3 protein-coding genes are annotated in these 19,119 nt (G+C 48.4%); 2 read left to right on the plus strand and 1 reads right to left on the minus strand.

The genetic code is table 11. The annotated features are described in order from the left end of the window. Positions 1–256: 256 nt before the first annotated feature. Positions 257–17,209: a tandem-95 repeat protein gene (locus tag R8N47_RS12110; protein ID WP_064354598.1), complete on the minus strand. Its 16,953-nt coding sequence runs from the start codon at positions 17,207–17,209 to the stop codon at positions 257–259. A 182-nt stretch (positions 17,210–17,391) separates the two neighbouring features. Between R8N47_RS12110 and R8N47_RS12115 the strand changes: the two genes are divergently transcribed. Both R8N47_RS12115 and R8N47_RS12120 read left to right on the plus strand, forming a co-directional pair. After that, positions 17,392–17,760, plus strand: a complete 369-nt coding sequence (locus R8N47_RS12115) for a hypothetical protein (protein WP_031777210.1) — start codon at positions 17,392–17,394, stop codon at positions 17,758–17,760. A 9-nt stretch (positions 17,761–17,769) separates the two neighbouring features. Then, positions 17,770–19,119, plus strand: a complete 1,350-nt coding sequence (locus R8N47_RS12120; protein ID WP_064354597.1) for an HlyD family type I secretion periplasmic adaptor subunit — start codon at positions 17,770–17,772, stop codon at positions 19,117–19,119.

The raw sequence follows: 19,119 nt of genomic DNA on the forward strand, positions 1-19,119 counted from the left end.
TTTGTATACTTTGTTGTCGATTCTTGATTTAGACCCACTAGACCTTTAAATCGCCGCCGCGTCTACAAACCAAGCCATTCTCGCTGAACCTAACATCTCGAGGTTACTTGGGTATAAACTAGCTAAGAATACTTTTTTCAATTTCCAAGTTTTTTTCTACAGCTCATAGAAAGAAGCCCAACAAAAAAGCCATGCAAAGTAGGCTCTGCATGGCTTTGGTTCGGGCAGCAATGACACTGCCCTTGTCTAGGACTGGTTACATTGAGCTTTGATCGAAATCGTTGCCTTGGTCAGTACCCGTTTGAGTATCCGAGTCGAAGCTGCCAGAGTCATCCGTGAAGTCAACACCTTGATCTTGACCTCCCGCACTTGTCCAGTCGCTGCCGCCAGATTCCATACCCGCCATATCTGGTTGCTGATCTTGAGCAGAACCCTGCATGGTGTATTGATCATCGACTTCAACTTCAACTGTGCCACTCGCACCTTCTACTGCGCTGCCCAATTCGTCGTAACCTTGGAATTGGATTTCGCTCGTACCTTCGTAACCTTCTGGTAAGTCAACCGATACTGGTTGGTTCAGGTTGCCACTTAATGTGAAGCTGCCATCACCATTATCCAGAGCGTTGCTTACTGATGCACCATCAGGTAGACCGGACATTTCTGCATAATCCACCGATTCGTTACCACTGACCTCATCTGGAACCGAGATAGAAATGGTATCGCCTGGTGCTGCAGTCACATCAGCTGCGCTCTCCTCTTCGCTGTCTGCACCGTTTGCTGCTTGCTCTTTAGGCTGTTGCGCTTCGCCAACTTGCTGCTCTGATGATGCTTGAGCAGTTTGAATTTGTGGCTCGTCACTTTGCGCTGAATCGTCCGCAACTTGGATACTCAGATTCTGAGTCGATACTTCACCGTTGTCGTTGACCTGAACATCCATAGCCAAATTGCCATCGAAGTCATCGTTCGGCCAGTATGTCCACTCTTCATCACCTGATTTCGCGAAGAAACCTGCATCGTTTGCATCAGCGACATCCAACACTTCTGCTGAAGGGCTAATGCCAAGCTCATCAATCAACTGTGCTTCCGTTAGTGTTAGTGAACCATCATCAGCGAGTGCGTAGCCTTCGCTGGTGGTAGTTTCACCCTCACCTTGGATGTCGACATTAAAGAAGCTCTCAATGCGGTTTTCACCATCAGTTGCAATGAAGCCAACTTGAACATCTCCGGTGTAGCCTTCTGCTGGTGTGAATTGGTAGTTACCTTGGTTATCGGTCTCTATCACACCTTGACCTTCCATTAGGCTCACTGACTCAATGCTCAAGCTGTCGCCTTCAGCATCGCTCAAGGTCGATAGCATGTCATCATTGGTGAACGACAAGGTGCCATCCGCTGCCATTTCTGTGGTAGAAATGCTGTCGATTTCTGGAGAAGCATTCTCTTGTGGTGCGTCTTCTTTCACGACCACACCCGTTTGCTCATCATGAAGCACACCGTCTTTATCAATCACGTAAGCGATATCCGCTTCACCAGTAAAGCCTGGTGCTGGATTGAATGTCCATGTGCCATCACCGTTATCGACAATCTCACCTTGGCTGCGATCAGCTAGGTGAACGAATTTCACTTCATCACCCGCGTCAGCGTCTACGTTTTCTGCCAATCCGATTAGGTCATCTGCGGTTAGGATAACTGGCTCACCCGCTAGGGTTTCGAAGTCACCTGAATCGATGCCATCTTCGAACTCTTCTGGCTCGTCACCATAATCCACCGTTGTTGCGGTCACGGTTACGAAGAACTCGCCATTAAAGTCAGCCGGAGGCGTCATTTGCAGGTCTGAGATATCCCACTCGTTCAAGTCGATGTATTGACCCGGTTCCGTAATGGTAATGGTGTTCACACCATCCGTAACTTCGAAGCCAACAGGGAAACCAGTCATCACTAGGTTACTTAGCGTTTCTGAATCGTCGATTAGACCGACATTCAAGCCTAGGTGACCCGTTTCGTCCTCACCGAAGACTAACGGACCATCATGGTCGGTTGTGATGACCGCGCCATCCGCAACAGGGCGAACAAACACTGGTACATCAAGTACTGTTTCAAACTCACCGTCACTTACCACAACTTGCAAGTCAGATACCCCTGCAAAATCGCCAGTCGGTGTGAATGTCCAAGTACCGTCACCGTTGTCCGTTACCTCACCACCATCTTCACCTTCTGCGGTGATAATGCGTGATACGACTAGGTTTTCAGTGTCGATATCGCCGAACAAGTTCATCAGGTCGCCAGCGTCGAAGGTGAATGCGCCATCCTCGTCGGTTGCCATAAAGGCATTACCCACATTGAATGGAGCATCGTTGACTGGAATAACATCCACATTCAACGAGCCTTCAACCACTTCTTCGCCATCCGTCGCGGTGTAGCCCAGTTCCACCAAACCATTGAAGTCTTGAGTGGTTACCAAGTGGTACATACCATCTGGCTGCTGAGTTAATGTCGCGTTTGCAGGAGCACGAACCGTGATGCTTTCTACGCTGATTTCGTCACCATCAAGATCCGTGACTTGATCAGCGATGTAAGCTGGGTCAATCACCATGACCACATCTTCTTCGCCTTGCATCTGGATGGTTGGCGCTTCTGGTGCATCATTAACCGCTTCGATGTTTAGATTGCCTTCAACCGGCGTCACTAAATCACCATCGCTGACGCCGAACGACATTGGCACATCGCCGTTGAAGTTCTCAGCTGGAGTGAATGACCAAGTGCCATCGCCGTTGTCTAGCAAGTCACCGTATTGCACATCAATCACTAGGTCGACAGCAGACAGTTCATCGTAGGTGTTGTCGATGTCTGTCGCGTTAGCAAGCAACATGTCCTGCGTAATAAGAATGGTGGTATCTTCGGTGCCAGCAATATTCACTGGCGTTGATTGCGGCGCATCGTTAATTGGGTTCACCGTTAGGTCGACGCCCACTTCCACGCTCGCACCATCGTTATCAATCAAGTCGAAACTTAGGTCGATATCGCCATTGAAGTTCGCATCAGGCGTAATCGTGAAGCTACCATCTTGGTTCTCAACAACGGTCGCATTGGCTACCGCGGTTAAGTTCACCGCTTCTAGATTATCGCTGTCGACGTCACCCGCTTGAGCCAGTAACTGCTCTTGACTCAATGTGATTGAACCGTCTTCATCGACACTGTAAGCCAAGTCGCCAGATACCGGAGCATCGTTGACTGGCAATACATCGATGTTCGCGTTGGTTGTCGCAGTTGCACCGTCTTCATCAGCCACTACTACGTCTAGGCTTACGCCACCATTGAAGTTTTCATTTGGCGCGAAGCTATAAGTGCCATCGTCATTCGCCGTTAGAATGCCATCGCTACCACTGTAAGAGACGCTTTCTAGGCTCACGTCACCTTCCACATCGCTTGATTGCGCTAGCAGTTGCTCTTCCGTGAAGATAATGACTTCGTCTTCATTGACAGAGTAACTTGTCGCACCTGCGATTGGTGGATCGTTCACCTCAAGAACGGTAATACCCGCAGTGGTTGAGTCTGTCGCACCCTCTTCATCGACAACTACAACGTCTAGGCTGACCTCGCCATTGAAGTTCTCGTTTGGAGAGAAGGTGTACGTACCATCGCCATTGTCTTGGAAGACGCCATCGTTGCCACTGTAAGTCACACTACTGATGTCTACGTCGCCTTCAATATCCGACGAATTAGCCAGTAGTTGCTCGTCACTGATGGTGATCGAGTTGTCTTCATGTACTGTGTAAGACGTGCTGCCCGCAACCGGAGGATCGTTCTCTGGCGTCACACTCACATCAATGTTGGCAGATGTCGTATCCGTACCGTCTGACACATCGAACGTAAAGTTCACATCGCCATTGAAGTTCTCATTCGGTGCGAAGCTGTACGTGCCATCGCCATTGTCGGTTAGGACACCGTCCGCGCCAGTGTAAGTCACGCCTTCAACTGTTAGGTTGTCACCTTCTACATCCGTCGCACCTGTTAATAGGTCAGCATCGGTGAAGGTAAGAAGACCGTCCTCACCCACGGTGAACGCTTGATCTTGTGGCTCTGGTGCGTCATTGACTGGCGTTACCGTTAGATCGAGACCAGCCGCAACCACTTCTTCGCCATCCGTGACATCGTAACTAAACTCAATGTCACCGTAGAAGTTCTCGCTCGGAGTAATGGTGAAACTGCCATCCTCGTTCATTTCAACCGTTGCATTTTCATCATTGGTGCTCAGGTTGATTGCACTTAGGTCGTCACCATCGATATCAACAGCGTGCTCCAGTAACTGCTCTTGAGTTAGCGTAATGCTGTTGTCTTCGGCAGTGACTGCAGTGATGTCACCCGTTACTTCTGGTGCATCATTGGTTGGCGAGATATGAATCGTCACATCTTGCGTCGCTGTCGCCGTTGTACCTGTATCCACATCCGTAGAGGTTGCATTTACGGTTAGCGTCACATCGCCATTGAAGTCCGCAGAAGGAATAAACTCTAGCCCTTCTAGCTCGCCAGGTTGTAGTGACCAAGTGCCGTCGCCATTATCAACACCCGCTGATAGCGAGCTGCCTTCTGGCACATCTTCAATCAAGATAGCGAGGTTTTCTGAACCATCGGTATCGGTTAATGCTGCATCGATATCAAGCGGCACTGGTGTATCTTCGGTACCAATGATTTGGTAATCCGCGTCCGCTACCGTGATTTCGATGTTGTCGATACCAAACGATTCATCCCAAACGTCTTGATTCAAGGTTGAACCGAAGCCGAGTTGCAGTTCACCATCCTCAACAGGAACCGACAGATTGATTTGGTGAGCTTGGTCATTCCAACCACTGAAGCCTTCACGTTGAGAGGCTCCATGAATCACTTCACCCACTTCATTACCATCTGAGTCGTAAAGCGTTGTCGTACCATCTTGAGTACGGAACGCGGAGTTCTCCAAGGTGGTTAGCTGTTCACCGCCGACAAAGATTTGGAACGACTCGCCATCCCAAGAATCGATTTCGTAGAAGCTAAACGAAATATTCACTTCATTGACATCGCTTGGGATCTCGTAGGTTTTGCTGACCGCTTCATCACCGCCAGTGCCACCAATACGACCCAGCATGTCGCCCGTTTCGAAGCCTTGTGAACTTTCAGTGTTCGCGTTCCAACCGTTCGAGCCAGACTCGAAGTTATCAGATGCAATCACCAAGTCTGAAGCAATCGACAGCTCTGGCATATCGACCACAGATTGAACATCAATGTTCGCTTCTGCTGGCACGGTTGCGGTGCCATCGTTGACATCAAACGTTACGTTCACGTTGCCATCGAAGTTTTCATTCGGAGCGAAGGTGTACGTGCCGTCACCGTTATCAACCAAAGTACCGCTGTCAGAAGCAACGTTTTCAACCGTTAGGTTATCACCATCGATATCACCTGCATTTTGCAGCAGTTGCTCTTCGGTGAAGGTGAAGCTGGTGTCTTCTTGCGTAACAAACTGTGGCTGACCAACCGTTGGTAAGTCGTTTACTGGGTTCACAGTCAGATCGGCAGTCGCTTGAATGGTGGCATCGCCGTCCGTAATGTCGAAGCTCAGATCAATGTCGCCATTGAAGTCTGCATCCGGCGTGATAGTGAAGCTACCATCGTCATTCGCAACAACGGTCGCATTGCCGTCAACAGTCAGGTTGGATGCAGTTAGGTCATCGCCATCCACATCGTCGGCTTGAGCAAGAAGCTGCTCTTGGCTGAGCGTGATAGAACCATCTTCATCCACGCTGTAAGCCAAATCACCTGATACTGGAGCATCGTTGACTGGAAGAACATCGATGTTTGCATTGGTTGCTACCGTTGCACCGTCTTCATCAACAACGACAACATCTAGGCTGACATCACCGTTGAAATTTTCGTTTGGTACGAAGCTGAATGTACCGTCGCCGTTGTTAGTAAAGATACCGTCGGAGCCGCTGTAGCTAACGCTATCAATCGCGACGTCACCTTCAACGTCAGAAGCATTCGCCAATAGCTGCTCAGAGCTAATGGTGATGACTTCGTCTTCGTTGACTGAGTAGCTAGTTGCACCGGCAATTGGTGGATCGTTTACCTCAAGTACTGTAATACCCGCGGTGGTTGAATCCGTTGCACCGTCTTCGTCTACCACAACAACATCTAGGCTGACTTCACCATTGAAGTTCTCGTTTGGCGAGAAGGTGTAAGTACCATCACCATTGTCTTGGAACACGCCATCTGCGCCGCTGTAGCTCACGCTATCAACCGAAACATCGCCTTCAATATCTGACGAGTTCGCTAGTAACTGCTCATCACTGATGGTGATTGAGTTATCTTCATGCACGGTGTAAGACGTGCTACCTGCCACAGGTGGATCGTTCTCTGGCGTCACGCTTACATCGATATTTGCGGTCACGGTATCCGTGCCATCGGAAACATCGAAGGTAAAGTTCACATCGCCATTGAAGTTCTCGTTTGGCGCGAAGCTGTAAGTGCCATCACCATTGTCGGTTAGGACACCATCAGCACCTGTGTAGCTCACGCCTTCAACCGATAGGTCATCGCCATCGATATCCGTTGCGCCATCAAGCAGATCTTCATCAGTGAACAACAAGACGCCATCTTCACCAATGGTGAACGCTTGATCTTCCGGCTGCGGCAAGTCATTAACTGGGTTAACCGTTAGGTCAGCCGTTGCAACGATAGTATCGGTGCCATCGTTGATATCGAACGTGATATCAATGTCGCCATTGAAGTTCGCGTCAGGCGTGATAGTGAAGCTACCATCGTCGTTTGCCGTAACCGTTGCATCACCGTCAACCACTAGGTTAGACGCAGTCAGCGCATCACCTTCTACATCCGATGCTTGAGCAAGTAGCTGCTCTTGGCTTAGCGTAATTGAATTGTCTTCATCAACGCTGTACGCCAAGTTACCAGATACAGGTGCATCATTGATTGGTAAGACATCGACTGTGATGTAAGTATCAACCTCTGCGCCATCTTCATCGCGAATGGTCACATCCAACTGTACTTGACCGTTGAAGTTTTCATTCGGTGCAAAGCTACAAGTACCATCACCGTTTACTGAGAAGATGCCATCTGGACCGTCGTAGCTGATGCCTACTAGCTCAACATCCCCTTCAACATCCGAAGCATTCAGTAGCACTTGCGATTCACTGAAGGTTAGAACTTGGTCTTCATCGATAGTGTATGCGGTAGGACCTGCGATTGGTGGGTCATTTACCTCAATCACAGTAATGCCTGCAGTGGTCGAGTCCGTTGCACCATCTTCATCGACAACGACAACATCTAGGCTCACCTCGCCGCTGAAGTTCTCGTTTGGTGAGAAGGTGTAAGTACCATCACCGTTGATTTCTAACACACCATCGTTACCGCTGTAGCTCACGCTATCAATCGCCACTTCGCCTTCTATATCAGACGAGTTAGCCAACAGCTGTTCGTTACTAATGGTAATCGAATTGTCTTCATGAACGGTGTAAGCCGTGCTGCCTGCAACCGGTGGATCGTTCTCCGGCGTCACGCTTACGTCGATATTCGCCGTCACGGTATCCGTGCCATCGGAAACGTCGAAAGTGAAGTTCACGTCGCCATTAAAGTTCTCGTTTGGTGCGAAGCTATATGTGCCATCACCATTGTCAGTAAGAACACCGTCCGCGCCTGTGTAAGTGACGCCCTCAACAGATAAGTCATCCCCTTCAATATCGGTAGCGCCTGTTAGGAGATCCGCATCAGTAAAGGTCAGCACACCATCTTCACCAATGGTGAACGCTTGATCTTGTGGTTCAGGCGCATCGTTAACTGGTGACACCAATAACTCAAGGTTGGTTGAGACAACATCATCGCCGTCAGACACATCGAACGTAAAGGTGATGTCACCATTAAAGTCCGCATCTGGCGTTAAGGTGTAAGTACCGTCACCATTGTCTGTGATGGTGATGTTTTCATCATCCGTTGCCAAGTTCAGTGCTGTCAGTTGGTCTCCATCCAAGTCACGCGCATTAGCGAGCAAATCTTCTTGCGTGATTAGGATTGAACCATCTTCTTCAACCACAGCAGAAACAGGCAATGCTTCAGGCGTATGTTCAATGTGAGCACCCGTTGCATTGACGTAGATGGTTTGAGAAACGGTTTCAGAATCATTATTTGATAGCTCTGTCGCCGTTGCCGTTACATTGATTTCTAGCTGTTGGTTAAAGTCTTCTGGCAATTGAATCTGTAGCTCTTGTTCAATTGCTGTGGTTGGAAGCGTTACAGAACCATCTGGACCGACTGTTACTTCACCACTGTAGATCTGGCTGTTCACTTCACCTACATCAATGGTGAAGTTGAAGTCACTATAATCGGCATCGCCGCCACCGTAGAGATCTTCAAAGCCGTAAACCAGTTCACCGTCTTCGTTCACAGTAGTTCGAGTATGTTCAATGCCATCTTGGTTGAGCTCTGAGCTTGTGCCGCCATGGAAGACTGCATCACCAAATTGGCTTTGAATCACGGTTTCAGAACCATCAGCACCCACAAACACGAGTTGTGGGTCAACTGTATCCATGTTCGCAGGAGAGCCATCTGCTGCACGGAACTCGTACTGACCATCTTGCATGGACGCAAAGTCATTGAAGTTATGACCGTTAGGAATCAAGAATAGGTTGAAGCTTTCCCCTTCCGAGATTTGGAAGCTGAATTGATCTTGTCCAGGAACTAGGTCACCACCTCCGCCAACTTGAGATGCATTTTCGTACACCACTTCAACGCCAGTGATGTTGCCATCTTCATCGACTTTGTAGTAACCCGCTGTGTTTTGGTAACCCGCGGTTTCACCTTCAAACGTAACCGTGATTTCAGTATCGTTGAAACTGGTGATACCGTTGTCTTGATCGTTAAGTACCCCTTCGTTGTCGTAGCTGATCACCGAACCTTCAGGAACACCATCAACGGTCACAGTCAGCGTTTCTGACAAGTCTTGGTCAACCAATGCTGCAGCGATGTTCACTTCAACAATGCCGCCTGGCTCAACCAAGATCGCTTGATCATCCACGTTTCGACCATCGCCATCAGTGATGACTAGGTCTGGCGCATCTGCCACGGCTTCGATATGGACATTAATGTCTTGCTCAACTTCATCCGTACCGTCAGAAACCGTAAAGCTGAACTGCAAGTCACCACTGAAGTGCTCTTCTGGTACGAAGCTAAATGTACCGTCACCGTTGTCCGTTACAGTACCTTCATCACCCGAGTAGTTAATGCTGGTAACAGTGAGGTCATCACCATCAATATCAATCGCACCACTTAGCAGATCTTCTTGCGTGAACAGGATGCTGCCATCCTCTTCAATGTGGTACATGCCAGGCGCAACAATTGGAATGTCATTGACTGGGTTCACCGTCAATGTCATTTCATTGGCAACACTCAATTCACCGTCGCTCACTTCATAAGTAAACTCGATGTCTCCATTGAAGTGTTGTGAAGGCGTAACGGTAAAGGTGCCGTCACCGTTATCCACGATAGAGGCATTCGGATCATTGGTTTCTAGTGCCGTTGCGTATAGGTCATCACCATCTTGATCGCTGGCGTTTTCAAGCAGCATTTCTTGTGTCACGAGGATAGAGCCATCCTCGTCCACGTCTGCCACGATTGGCGCTGCTTCTGGTGCGTCGTTGACGAACTCAACTTTCAAGTCGATGTTTGCCGCCACCACATCGGTGCCATCGCTCACATCAAACGTGAGGTCAACATTACCAAAGAAGCCTTGCTCTGGCGTTAACGTGTAAGTGCCATCGCCATTGTCTGTTACTTGAACCGTATCGCTTAAGCTCGTCACGTTCACAACAGATAAGTCATCGCCTTCGATGTCCGTCGCTTGAGCCAGCAGCTCTGCTTCAGTAATTGTGATGGCTTCGCCGTCTTCTGTAGTGAAGGACAAATCAGGTACATCTGGCAGATCGTTCACTGGATTAACGGTGAGGTTTAGATCCGCAGCGACGGTTTCAATCGCATCAGTTACGTCATAAGTAAATTCGATTTCACCAAAGAAGTTTTCGCTCGGTGTAATCGTGAAGCTACCATCAGCGTTCTCAACGATGGTTGCATTAGGATCGTTGGTCGACAGGTTCACCGCTTCAAGGTTGTCACCATCCACGTCCGTCGCGTTCGCCAACAAGTCTTCTTGAGTGATGGTAATTGAGCCATCTTCATCGACGACCGCATCAACAGGACCGCTGACCTCTGGACCTTCGTTGACGATCTCAACATCGATCTTCGCAGTGCTTGGTGCACTTGCTTGACCATCGCTGATGTCGAAGGTCAAGTTCACTTCACCGTAGAAGTTCGAAGTTGGCTCGAAGGTAAAGGTGTTGTCGCCGTTGTCTGTCAACGTACCTTGTGACTGGTCAACAAGCAGCAGATTCTCGATATGTAGAATGTCGCCATCCACATCAGTCGCACCTGATAACAGGTCTTTTGCTTCGATGATGATGGTGCCGTTTTCTAGCATTTGAGTATGCAGCGGTGCACCAGGAACTGGCACATCGTTGACCGGAATAACGGTCAGATCTAGATGGGTATCGACTTCATCGGTGCCATCGAAGACTTTGTAATCGATGTCGACTTCACCATTGAAGTTTTCATTCGGCATAAAGGTGTAAGTGCCGTCGCCATTGTCGACAAGCTCACCGTTATCACCGCTGTAAGAGATATCAGAGATAGACAGCGCATCGCCTTCCACGTCACTTGCATTGGCAAGCAAATCATCCGCGCTAAACGTAATGCCCACATCCTCATCAGTCGACAACACAATCGGACCAGAAACGATTGGCGCATCGTTTACTGCTTCGAAGTTGATGTTGATGATGTTGTCGTCGGTTAGCTCACCATCCGTGACTTGGTAGCCAAGCTCAATCTCACCGTAGAAGTTCTCATCTGGTGTGACTGTCCATGTACCATCGCCGTTGTCGGTTAACGTAGCGTGCTCCGCGTTATCCCCCACCAGCTCTAGGTTTTGGATATCAAGAACATCGCTATCGATATCACTCGCTTGTGCTAAAAGCTGTTCTTCTGTGATAACCACAGAGGCAAACTGCGTAGAACCTTCGGTATCGATGGTCACATTTGGCAGATCAGCGGTCAGTTCGATTTCACTGTCACCTTCACGGATATTCAGTTCTACCGTTTCCGTGATTTCCGTGCCGTCCACGCCAATAGATGTGAACACCGCTTCATCATGACAAGTTTGCGAAACCGTCATGTTTTGAACCACGTAAGTACCGTTACCTTGAATCGTACCTAGCTCAAAGTAAGACACCGGCTCGTTCACCGTTAGAGTGTAATCCGTCTCATAGCTACCACGATCTTCTTTGTGGTAAGTCATCGAGTCGATCAAGTCACCATCAGAGTTGAATGCGCGAATTTCGACTTCGGTAAAGTGGCGAGACTCTTCCATAAACCAGCCGCCTAGACCATCTAGGTGGAAGCTGATTTCGTTGATGTCTTGACCTTCAACGCTCACAGTCAGTTTTTCATCACCACTCAAGCCTTGACGGTCAGTATCACCAATACCGTGACCGATGTGTGTTTTACCATTCCACGCACCGAGTGGGTCATCATTACTTTGAACGGTAACTTTCAAATCACCATCAACAAACTCACGTGTGTAAGGGTCAACAGCAGTACCCCAATCATCGAGGCTAGCGTTGTCGTCAAAGGTACCAATTTGACTCGTATGCGTACCGTTCGCCAATGCATCATCATTTGGAATGAAGCGCACTTCCGTATCTGCAGGAACCTCCTGCCCGACTTCTAGCTGTACCCATTCGTCATTTAGATTTGCTTCAATGATGCCGTTTTCAGGGGCTTGGTCGAGACGTAACGCAGGCTCTTCACGCAGAGAAACACCCACTGTTTGGTCTTCTTCTGCTTGAATAAAGATCTCGTCGCCCGCTTCTGGCGCATCGTTGACAGGATTAACGGTCAGATCCAACGTGGTCAGAACATCATTTTCGCCATCGCTGATGTTGTAAGTGAAGTCCAACTCACCATTGAAGTTTTCCGTATGCGTAATCGTGAATGAACCATCATCGTTGGCTACGATCGTCGCATCCGGGTCATTGGTTTGTAGATTGCTGGCAACAAGGTCATCACCTTCAATATCTGTCGCATTCGCAAGCAACTGTTCTTGCGTGATGGTGATGGCGTTATCTTCATCCACCTCAGCTTGAATGCCTGACGTTTCTGGTGCGTCGTTCACCGCGATAACATCGATGCCTGCGGTTGTCGTATCCGTTGCACCATCTTGGTCGATGACCGTAACGTCGAGCGAAATGTTACCGTCAAAGTTCTCATTTGGCGTAAAGGTATATGTGCCGTCGCCATTGTCCACGAAGCTACCGTCGTTACCAGAGTAGCTAACATTCGCCAAGGCTACGTCGCCTTCCACATCAGAAGAGTTGGCTAACAACTGCTCGTCACTAATGGTGATTTGACCGTCTTCTTGAACCGTGTAAGACGTTGAACCTGCCACCGGCGGATCGTTCACTGGAGTCACGCTGACATCAATGAATGCAGGTGTTGAACCTGTGCCGTCAGACACATCGAATGTGAACTGAACATCACCGTTGAAGTTCTCATTCGGCGCGAAGCTGTAAGTGCCATCACCATTATCGGTAAGCACGCCGTCCGCACCTGTGTAGAGAACGTTTTCAATAGACAGATCATCGCCATCAATATCCGATGCGCCTTCCAATAGGTCTGCATCCGTGAACAGCAAGGTGCCATCTTCTTCTACCGTGAACTGTTGATCTTGCGCTTGTGGCAAGTCATTCACAGGATTAACCGTAATGTCCAGACCAACTTGTACCGAGCCACCATCGTTATCAATGATATCGAAGGTCAGATCTAGGTCGCCGTTGTAGTTTTCATCCGGTGTGATGGTGTAACTTCCATCATCGTTGTATTGAATCGTTGCGTTGTCATCTGTCGATAGATTGATGGCTTCAAGGTTCTCGCTATCAATATCGCCCGCTTTGGCAAGCAACTGCTCTTGGCTTAGCGTGATTGAGCTGTCTTCGTTGATAGTGTAAGCCAAATCACCCGATACTGGTGGATCGTTGATTGGTAAGACATCGACATTGATGTGCGTATCAACGGTTGCCCCATTCTCATCTTGAATGGTCACATCCAACTGAACTTGGCCATTGAAGTTCTCGTTTGGCGCAAAGCTACAAGTACCATCGCCATTAACGGTAAAGATACCATCCGAGCCTTCATAGCTGATGCCAACAAGCTCTACATCGCCCTCGATATCAGATGCGTTGGCAAGAATTTGTGACTCACTGAATGTCAGTACTGAATCTTCGTCAATCGTGTAAGACGTTGGACCGGCAACTGGAGGGTCATTCACTTCAATGACGGTAATGCCTGCAGTCGTTTCGTCAATCGCACCTTGCTCATCCGCCACAATCACATCAAGGCTGATATCACCGCTGAAGTTCTCATTCGGCATGAAGGTGTAAGTGCCGTCACCGTTGTCTTGGAATACGCCATCGGTGCCTGAATAGGTCACGCTATCGATGGACACTGCGCCTTCCACATCCGAAGAGTTAGCCAGAAGCTGCTCGTCGGAAATGGTAATCGCGTTGTCTTCATCAACCGTGTAAGACGTAGAACCCGCAACCGGAGGATCGTTCACTGGAGTGACGCTCACATCCACATTGGCAGGTACGGTCTCAGTGCCGTCAGAAACACCAAAGCTAAAGCTGACATCGCCGTTGAAGTTTTCGTTTGGTGCAAAGGTGTAAGTACCATCGCCGTGGTCAGTCAGCACACCATCGCTGCCTGTGTAGCTAATGCCATCAACCGTTAAGTTATCGCCATCGATGTCGGTCGCCCCTGCAAGCAGGTCTGCGTCAGTAAACTGAAGCGTGCCGTCTTCTTCAACACTAAACTGCTGGTCTTGAGGAACAGGAAGATCATTAACCGGATTAACCGTTAGATCTGCCGTTGCTTGGATAGTGTCTGTGCCGTCCGTAATGTTGAATTGGATATCAATGTCACCATTAAAGTCCGCATCTGGTGTAATCGTGAAGCTGCCATCATCGTTCGCTGTAACGGTTGCGTTTCCATCCACCGTCAAATCACTAGCAGTCAGGTCATCGCCCTCAATATCAGACGCTTGAGAAAGAAGTTGCTCTTGGCTGAGTGTAATCGCACCGTCTTCATCAACACTGTAAGCCAAATCACCCGATACTGGCGCATCATTGATTGGCAATACATTCACATTGATGACGGTATCAACTTCTGCTCCATCTTCATCTCGAATGGTGACATCAAGTTGAACTTGTCCGTTAAAGTTCTCGTTTGGCGCGAAGCTGCACGTGCCATCATCGTTAACGGTGAAAATGCCATCCGGCCCATCGTAACTAATGCCAACAAGCTCTACATCGCCTTCCACATCAGAGGCATTCAACAGCACTTGCGACTCACTAAACGTCAGAACTGAATCTTCATCAATAGTGTAAGAAGTTGGTCCAGCGACTGGTGGATCGTTCACTTCCAGTACTGTAATGCCAGCAGTGGTGACATCCGTTGCGCCTTCTTCATCAGCGACGACAACATCAAGCGTCACTTCACCATTAAAGTTTTCATTTGGAGAGAAGGTGTACGTACCGTCACCATTGATTTGCAACACACCATCGCTGCCAGAGTAGCTCACGCTATCAATCGATACATCCCCTTCTAAATCCGAAGAGTTTGCCAACAGTTGCGCGTCAGAAATGGTAATAGAGTTGTCTTCGTGAACCGTGTAAGACGTTGAACCAGCCACAGGAGGATCATTCACCGGCGTAACGCTCACATCCACATTCGCTGAAACTGTATCTGTGCCATCAGATACGTCGAAGCTGAAGTTTACATCACCGTTGAAGTTCTCATTTGGCGCAAAGCTATACGTGCCATCGCCATTGTCAGTTAGAACGCCGTCGGTTCCTTCGTAGCTGATTCCCGTTACAGAAAGGTCATCGCCTTCAATGTCGGTCGCACCTGCAAGCAGATCCGCATCGGTAAATTGTAGCGTGCCGTCCTCTTCCACACTGAATTGTTGGTCTTGAGGAACAGGCAGATCGTTGATTGGATTAACGGTTAGGTCAGCGGTTGCTTGAACGGTATTCGTGCCATCTGAAATATCAAAGCTAATGTCGATATCACCGTTGAAATCTGCGTCCGGCGTGATGGTGAAGCTACCATCGTCATTTTGAGTCACCGTCGCGTTGCCATCTACCGAAAGGTTAGAAGCCGTCAGTGCATCGCCTTCCACGTCAGAAGCTTGCGACAACAACTGTTCTTGGCTCAAACGAATCGAGCCATCTTCATCCACTGAGTAAGCAAGATTGCCAGATACTGGCGCATCATCAACTGGCGTAACGTTAACATCAATGTTGGCAGAAACCGTATCTGTGCCATCGGACACATCAAAGCTAAAGTTCACATCGCCATTGAAGTTTTCATTTGGCGCAAAAGTGTAGGTCCCATTACCGTTGTCGGTCAGGATGCCGTCACCACCGTCGTAGCTTACGCCCTCAACCGTTAGGTTATCGCCTTCAATATCCGTTGCACCACTGAGCAGGTCTGCGTCCGTAAAGATCAGCGTGCCATCTTCTTCCACGCTGAACTGTTGGTCTTGAGGAACAGGCAGATCGTTGATTGGATTAACGGTTAGGTCAGCGGTTGCTTGAACGGTATTCGTGCCATCTGAGATATCAAAGCTGATGTCGATATCACCATTAAAATCTGCGTCCGGCGTGATGGTGAAGCTACCATCGTCATTTTGAGTTACCGTCGCGTTGCCATCTACCGAAAGATTAGATGCCGTCAGTGCATCGCCTTCCACATCGGAAGCTTGCGACAACAACTGCTCTTGGCTCAAACGAATCGAGCCATCTTCATCCACCGAGTATGCAAGATTGCCAGATACTGGTGCATCGTCGACTGGCGTAACGCTTACATCAATGTTGGCAGAAACCGTATCCGTGCCGTCGGACACATCAAAGCTAAAGTTCACATCGCCATTGAAGTTTTCATTTGGCGCAAAAGTGTAAGCCCCATTACCGTTGTCGGTCAGGATGCCGTCGCCACCGTCGTAGCTTACGCCCTCAACTGTTAGGTTATCGCCTTCAATATCCGTTGCACCAGCAAGCAGGTCAGCATCGGTGAAGATCAGCGTGCCGTCTTCTTCCACCTCAAAGGTTTTATCTTCCGGCACTGGTGCGTCATTGATTGGACGAACAGTTAAATCAATCGAGCTAGAAATGGTTTCTTGACCATCACTGATATCAAACGTTAAGCCGAGTTCACCATTAAAATCAGTATCAGGTGTGACGGTATAAGTGCCATCACCATTATCCACAACCGATGCATTAGCACCCACTTGCACGTTGAATGCGGCAAGATCATCGCCATCAACATCACTCGCGTACCCGAGAAGTTGTTCTTGAGTGAAGGTAATAGTGCCATCTTCATCCATGATGTATGCCAGATCTTGCCCTACTTCTGGCGCGTCATTTTCACCTTCGACTTTAATTTGGAACGTCTCGCTCGTAGTTTCGGAGTCGAAATCGTCTTCTACTTGCGTCGTGGTTTCTTCGCTGGTGTCTTGTACATCCACCGCGAAGCTCTCTTCAGTGGTTTCTGAATCTAGCTCGTCACCACCTTGAGAACCTTCAGAGTCTGAAGAAGCACTTGGCGCAGATGAAGTTTGTACCGCTTGTCCTTGCGCTTCATTGCCTTCTGCGTCCGAACCACCTTCAGAGCCAGAGGCATCACCACCACCGACCGCTTGGGCACCCGCCCCAGAATCCGAACCACCGCTGCCCAGAGCCTCGTCACCTGATTCTCCGCTAGAAGCTACACTATCAACAACATTGGATTGTGCAGCGTCAGAGTCGCTGCTACTTTCAGTATCCTCTTCTTGAACTGCGCCACCCGAGCTCACTGCTTCTTCTTCCGTACCCGCGCCACTAGGATTTTCTTCCATCGCACGATTGGCTTCATCAACAGCATCTGCACTTTCAGCACCGGTCGCTACAGTCGAAGAGACGGTCGACTGCTGTTTTTCTTCTTTTGTCCCCGTATCCTTCGTTTCTGTTTGCTCTACCGCATCGTTAAGCTTTTCATTTTCTTTTTCTTGATTAGTGTCGCCTGCCATTACAGCCTCCGTTGCTTTTAGCTAACTGATCGTATTTAGAGGCAGTAAAGGACACCATTTTTAGAAACCAACTTTTTTATACAACTTTTTTCATACCTTTCGAGTTCTATAAAAACAAAAAAATTTGAAAACCCAGTATAAAGATCCTTACTTGTTGTCATTAAAGCAATTAGTGCGGTGGGATAATGATAAATATGACAAATCTGTTGCGCTCAGTCGACAACAGCCATAAAGGGCTGCAATTGCTATTAGGCGATTTTTACCAAGATTTCAGTGACGCAGGGATTGATATTGAGATGCTGCATAAACAAAACCGTTTTGAAGCACTCAGATGTTATTCAAAAAGACTAAAGACCATTCTCGTCTTGTTATGTGATGACGACTTACCACCAAAATTGGCAAAGCTTGAACACTTAAACAAACACCATTTCCCTGCTCCTAATGAATTGATTGAGGACGTTAAAACCGAGCTTAACAACGTAAACAAACAAATTAGCCAGCTGTTAAAAATCGAAAATTCAATCGATAGCCGCACAGGTAGTGAATCGTAGGGGTGGCTCATGAGTAATAAGCAAATAGAACATCACCTCAAAAAGGCGCTCGTTTCGAACAACGAAGCTTCGAAGGTAACAACAGACGATACAATCGTGCTAGCCAGTGCAATGACCAGCGTACACAAAACCTTGCTGGTTATCTTTTTGCTTTCCATGGTGGCTATCGCCGTGGCATCTCAGGCTCGTATCGACATTGTGGTGTCGGTGCGCGGTGAGCTATTGCTCGAATCTGACATCGAAAAAGTGCAACACCTTGAAGGCGGTATTCTAGAAGAAATGCTAGTGCGCAAAGGCGAAGTAGTTTACGAAGGTCAGCCTATTGCACGCCTTCGCTCTCTGGATAGAAACACTCAACTCGATACGGTAAACACAGAGATCATTCAGCTAGAGCTAGACAAGATTCGTTACGAAAGCCTGCGCGATATGTTGGAACCCGATTTTTCTGCCTACATCGAAAAGTACCCAGAATTAGTGCAAGTCAACATGAATACCTGGCAGCAAGAATTTTCTAAAAACCGTTCCAATGAAGAGTTGATCACTCACGATATCCAACATAAGAATTCGCTTATTGATTCAATGCTCAAGCGCCGTAAAAGCTCCGAGAACCAGCTCTCCTTGATACGCAAGCAGCTCAATATTAAGAACACCTTGTACAAAGAGGAAATGGCGTCTTACGTCGATGTTCTGAATATGCAGGTTCAAGAGTCAAACATGGTGCGTGAGATAGAAAACCTTGATGAGTCGGTCATGAATGAGCGCTTCCAACTCGACAAACTAGAGAAGCAGTACCGAGACTTGGTGGAGAATCGTAATGCCGAGTATCAAGCACAAATCATTCAAGCAAACAAGGACTTAAAGTTGAAGCGTATATTACGTCCTCAACACTCAGATAAAGTGGATCGCCTCGTGGTTTACGCCCCTATTGACGGTGTAGTAGATAAAGTGCACTTCAACTTCCGCTCCGCTGTGATACCGCCAGGTGAAAGCATCGCGGACATTGCACCGATCAATAACGCCCTTCACGGAGAGGCGAAGATCCCGCGTAAAGACATGGGTTTTGTAGAAATCGGACAAGCGGTCAAAGTGAAGATGGATACCTACAACTTTGCCAAATACGGATTTTTGGAAGGTCGAATTGCATCGATCAGCCGTTCTTCTTATGAAGAAGAAGACGCTGAATTCTACCTCGCGGAAATCCAAATCAGTCAAAACTATCTAGAGCGCGGAGGCACACAATACAAGCTGTCCCCTTATATGGAGTTTACCGCAGACGTGAAAACAGGTTCACGCCGGGTTATCGAATACGCAGCGAAGCCGGTTATGTCGGCTATCGAAGACGCATTCGATGAGAGGTGA

Source organism: Vibrio sp. 2132-1 (assembly GCF_033344315.1).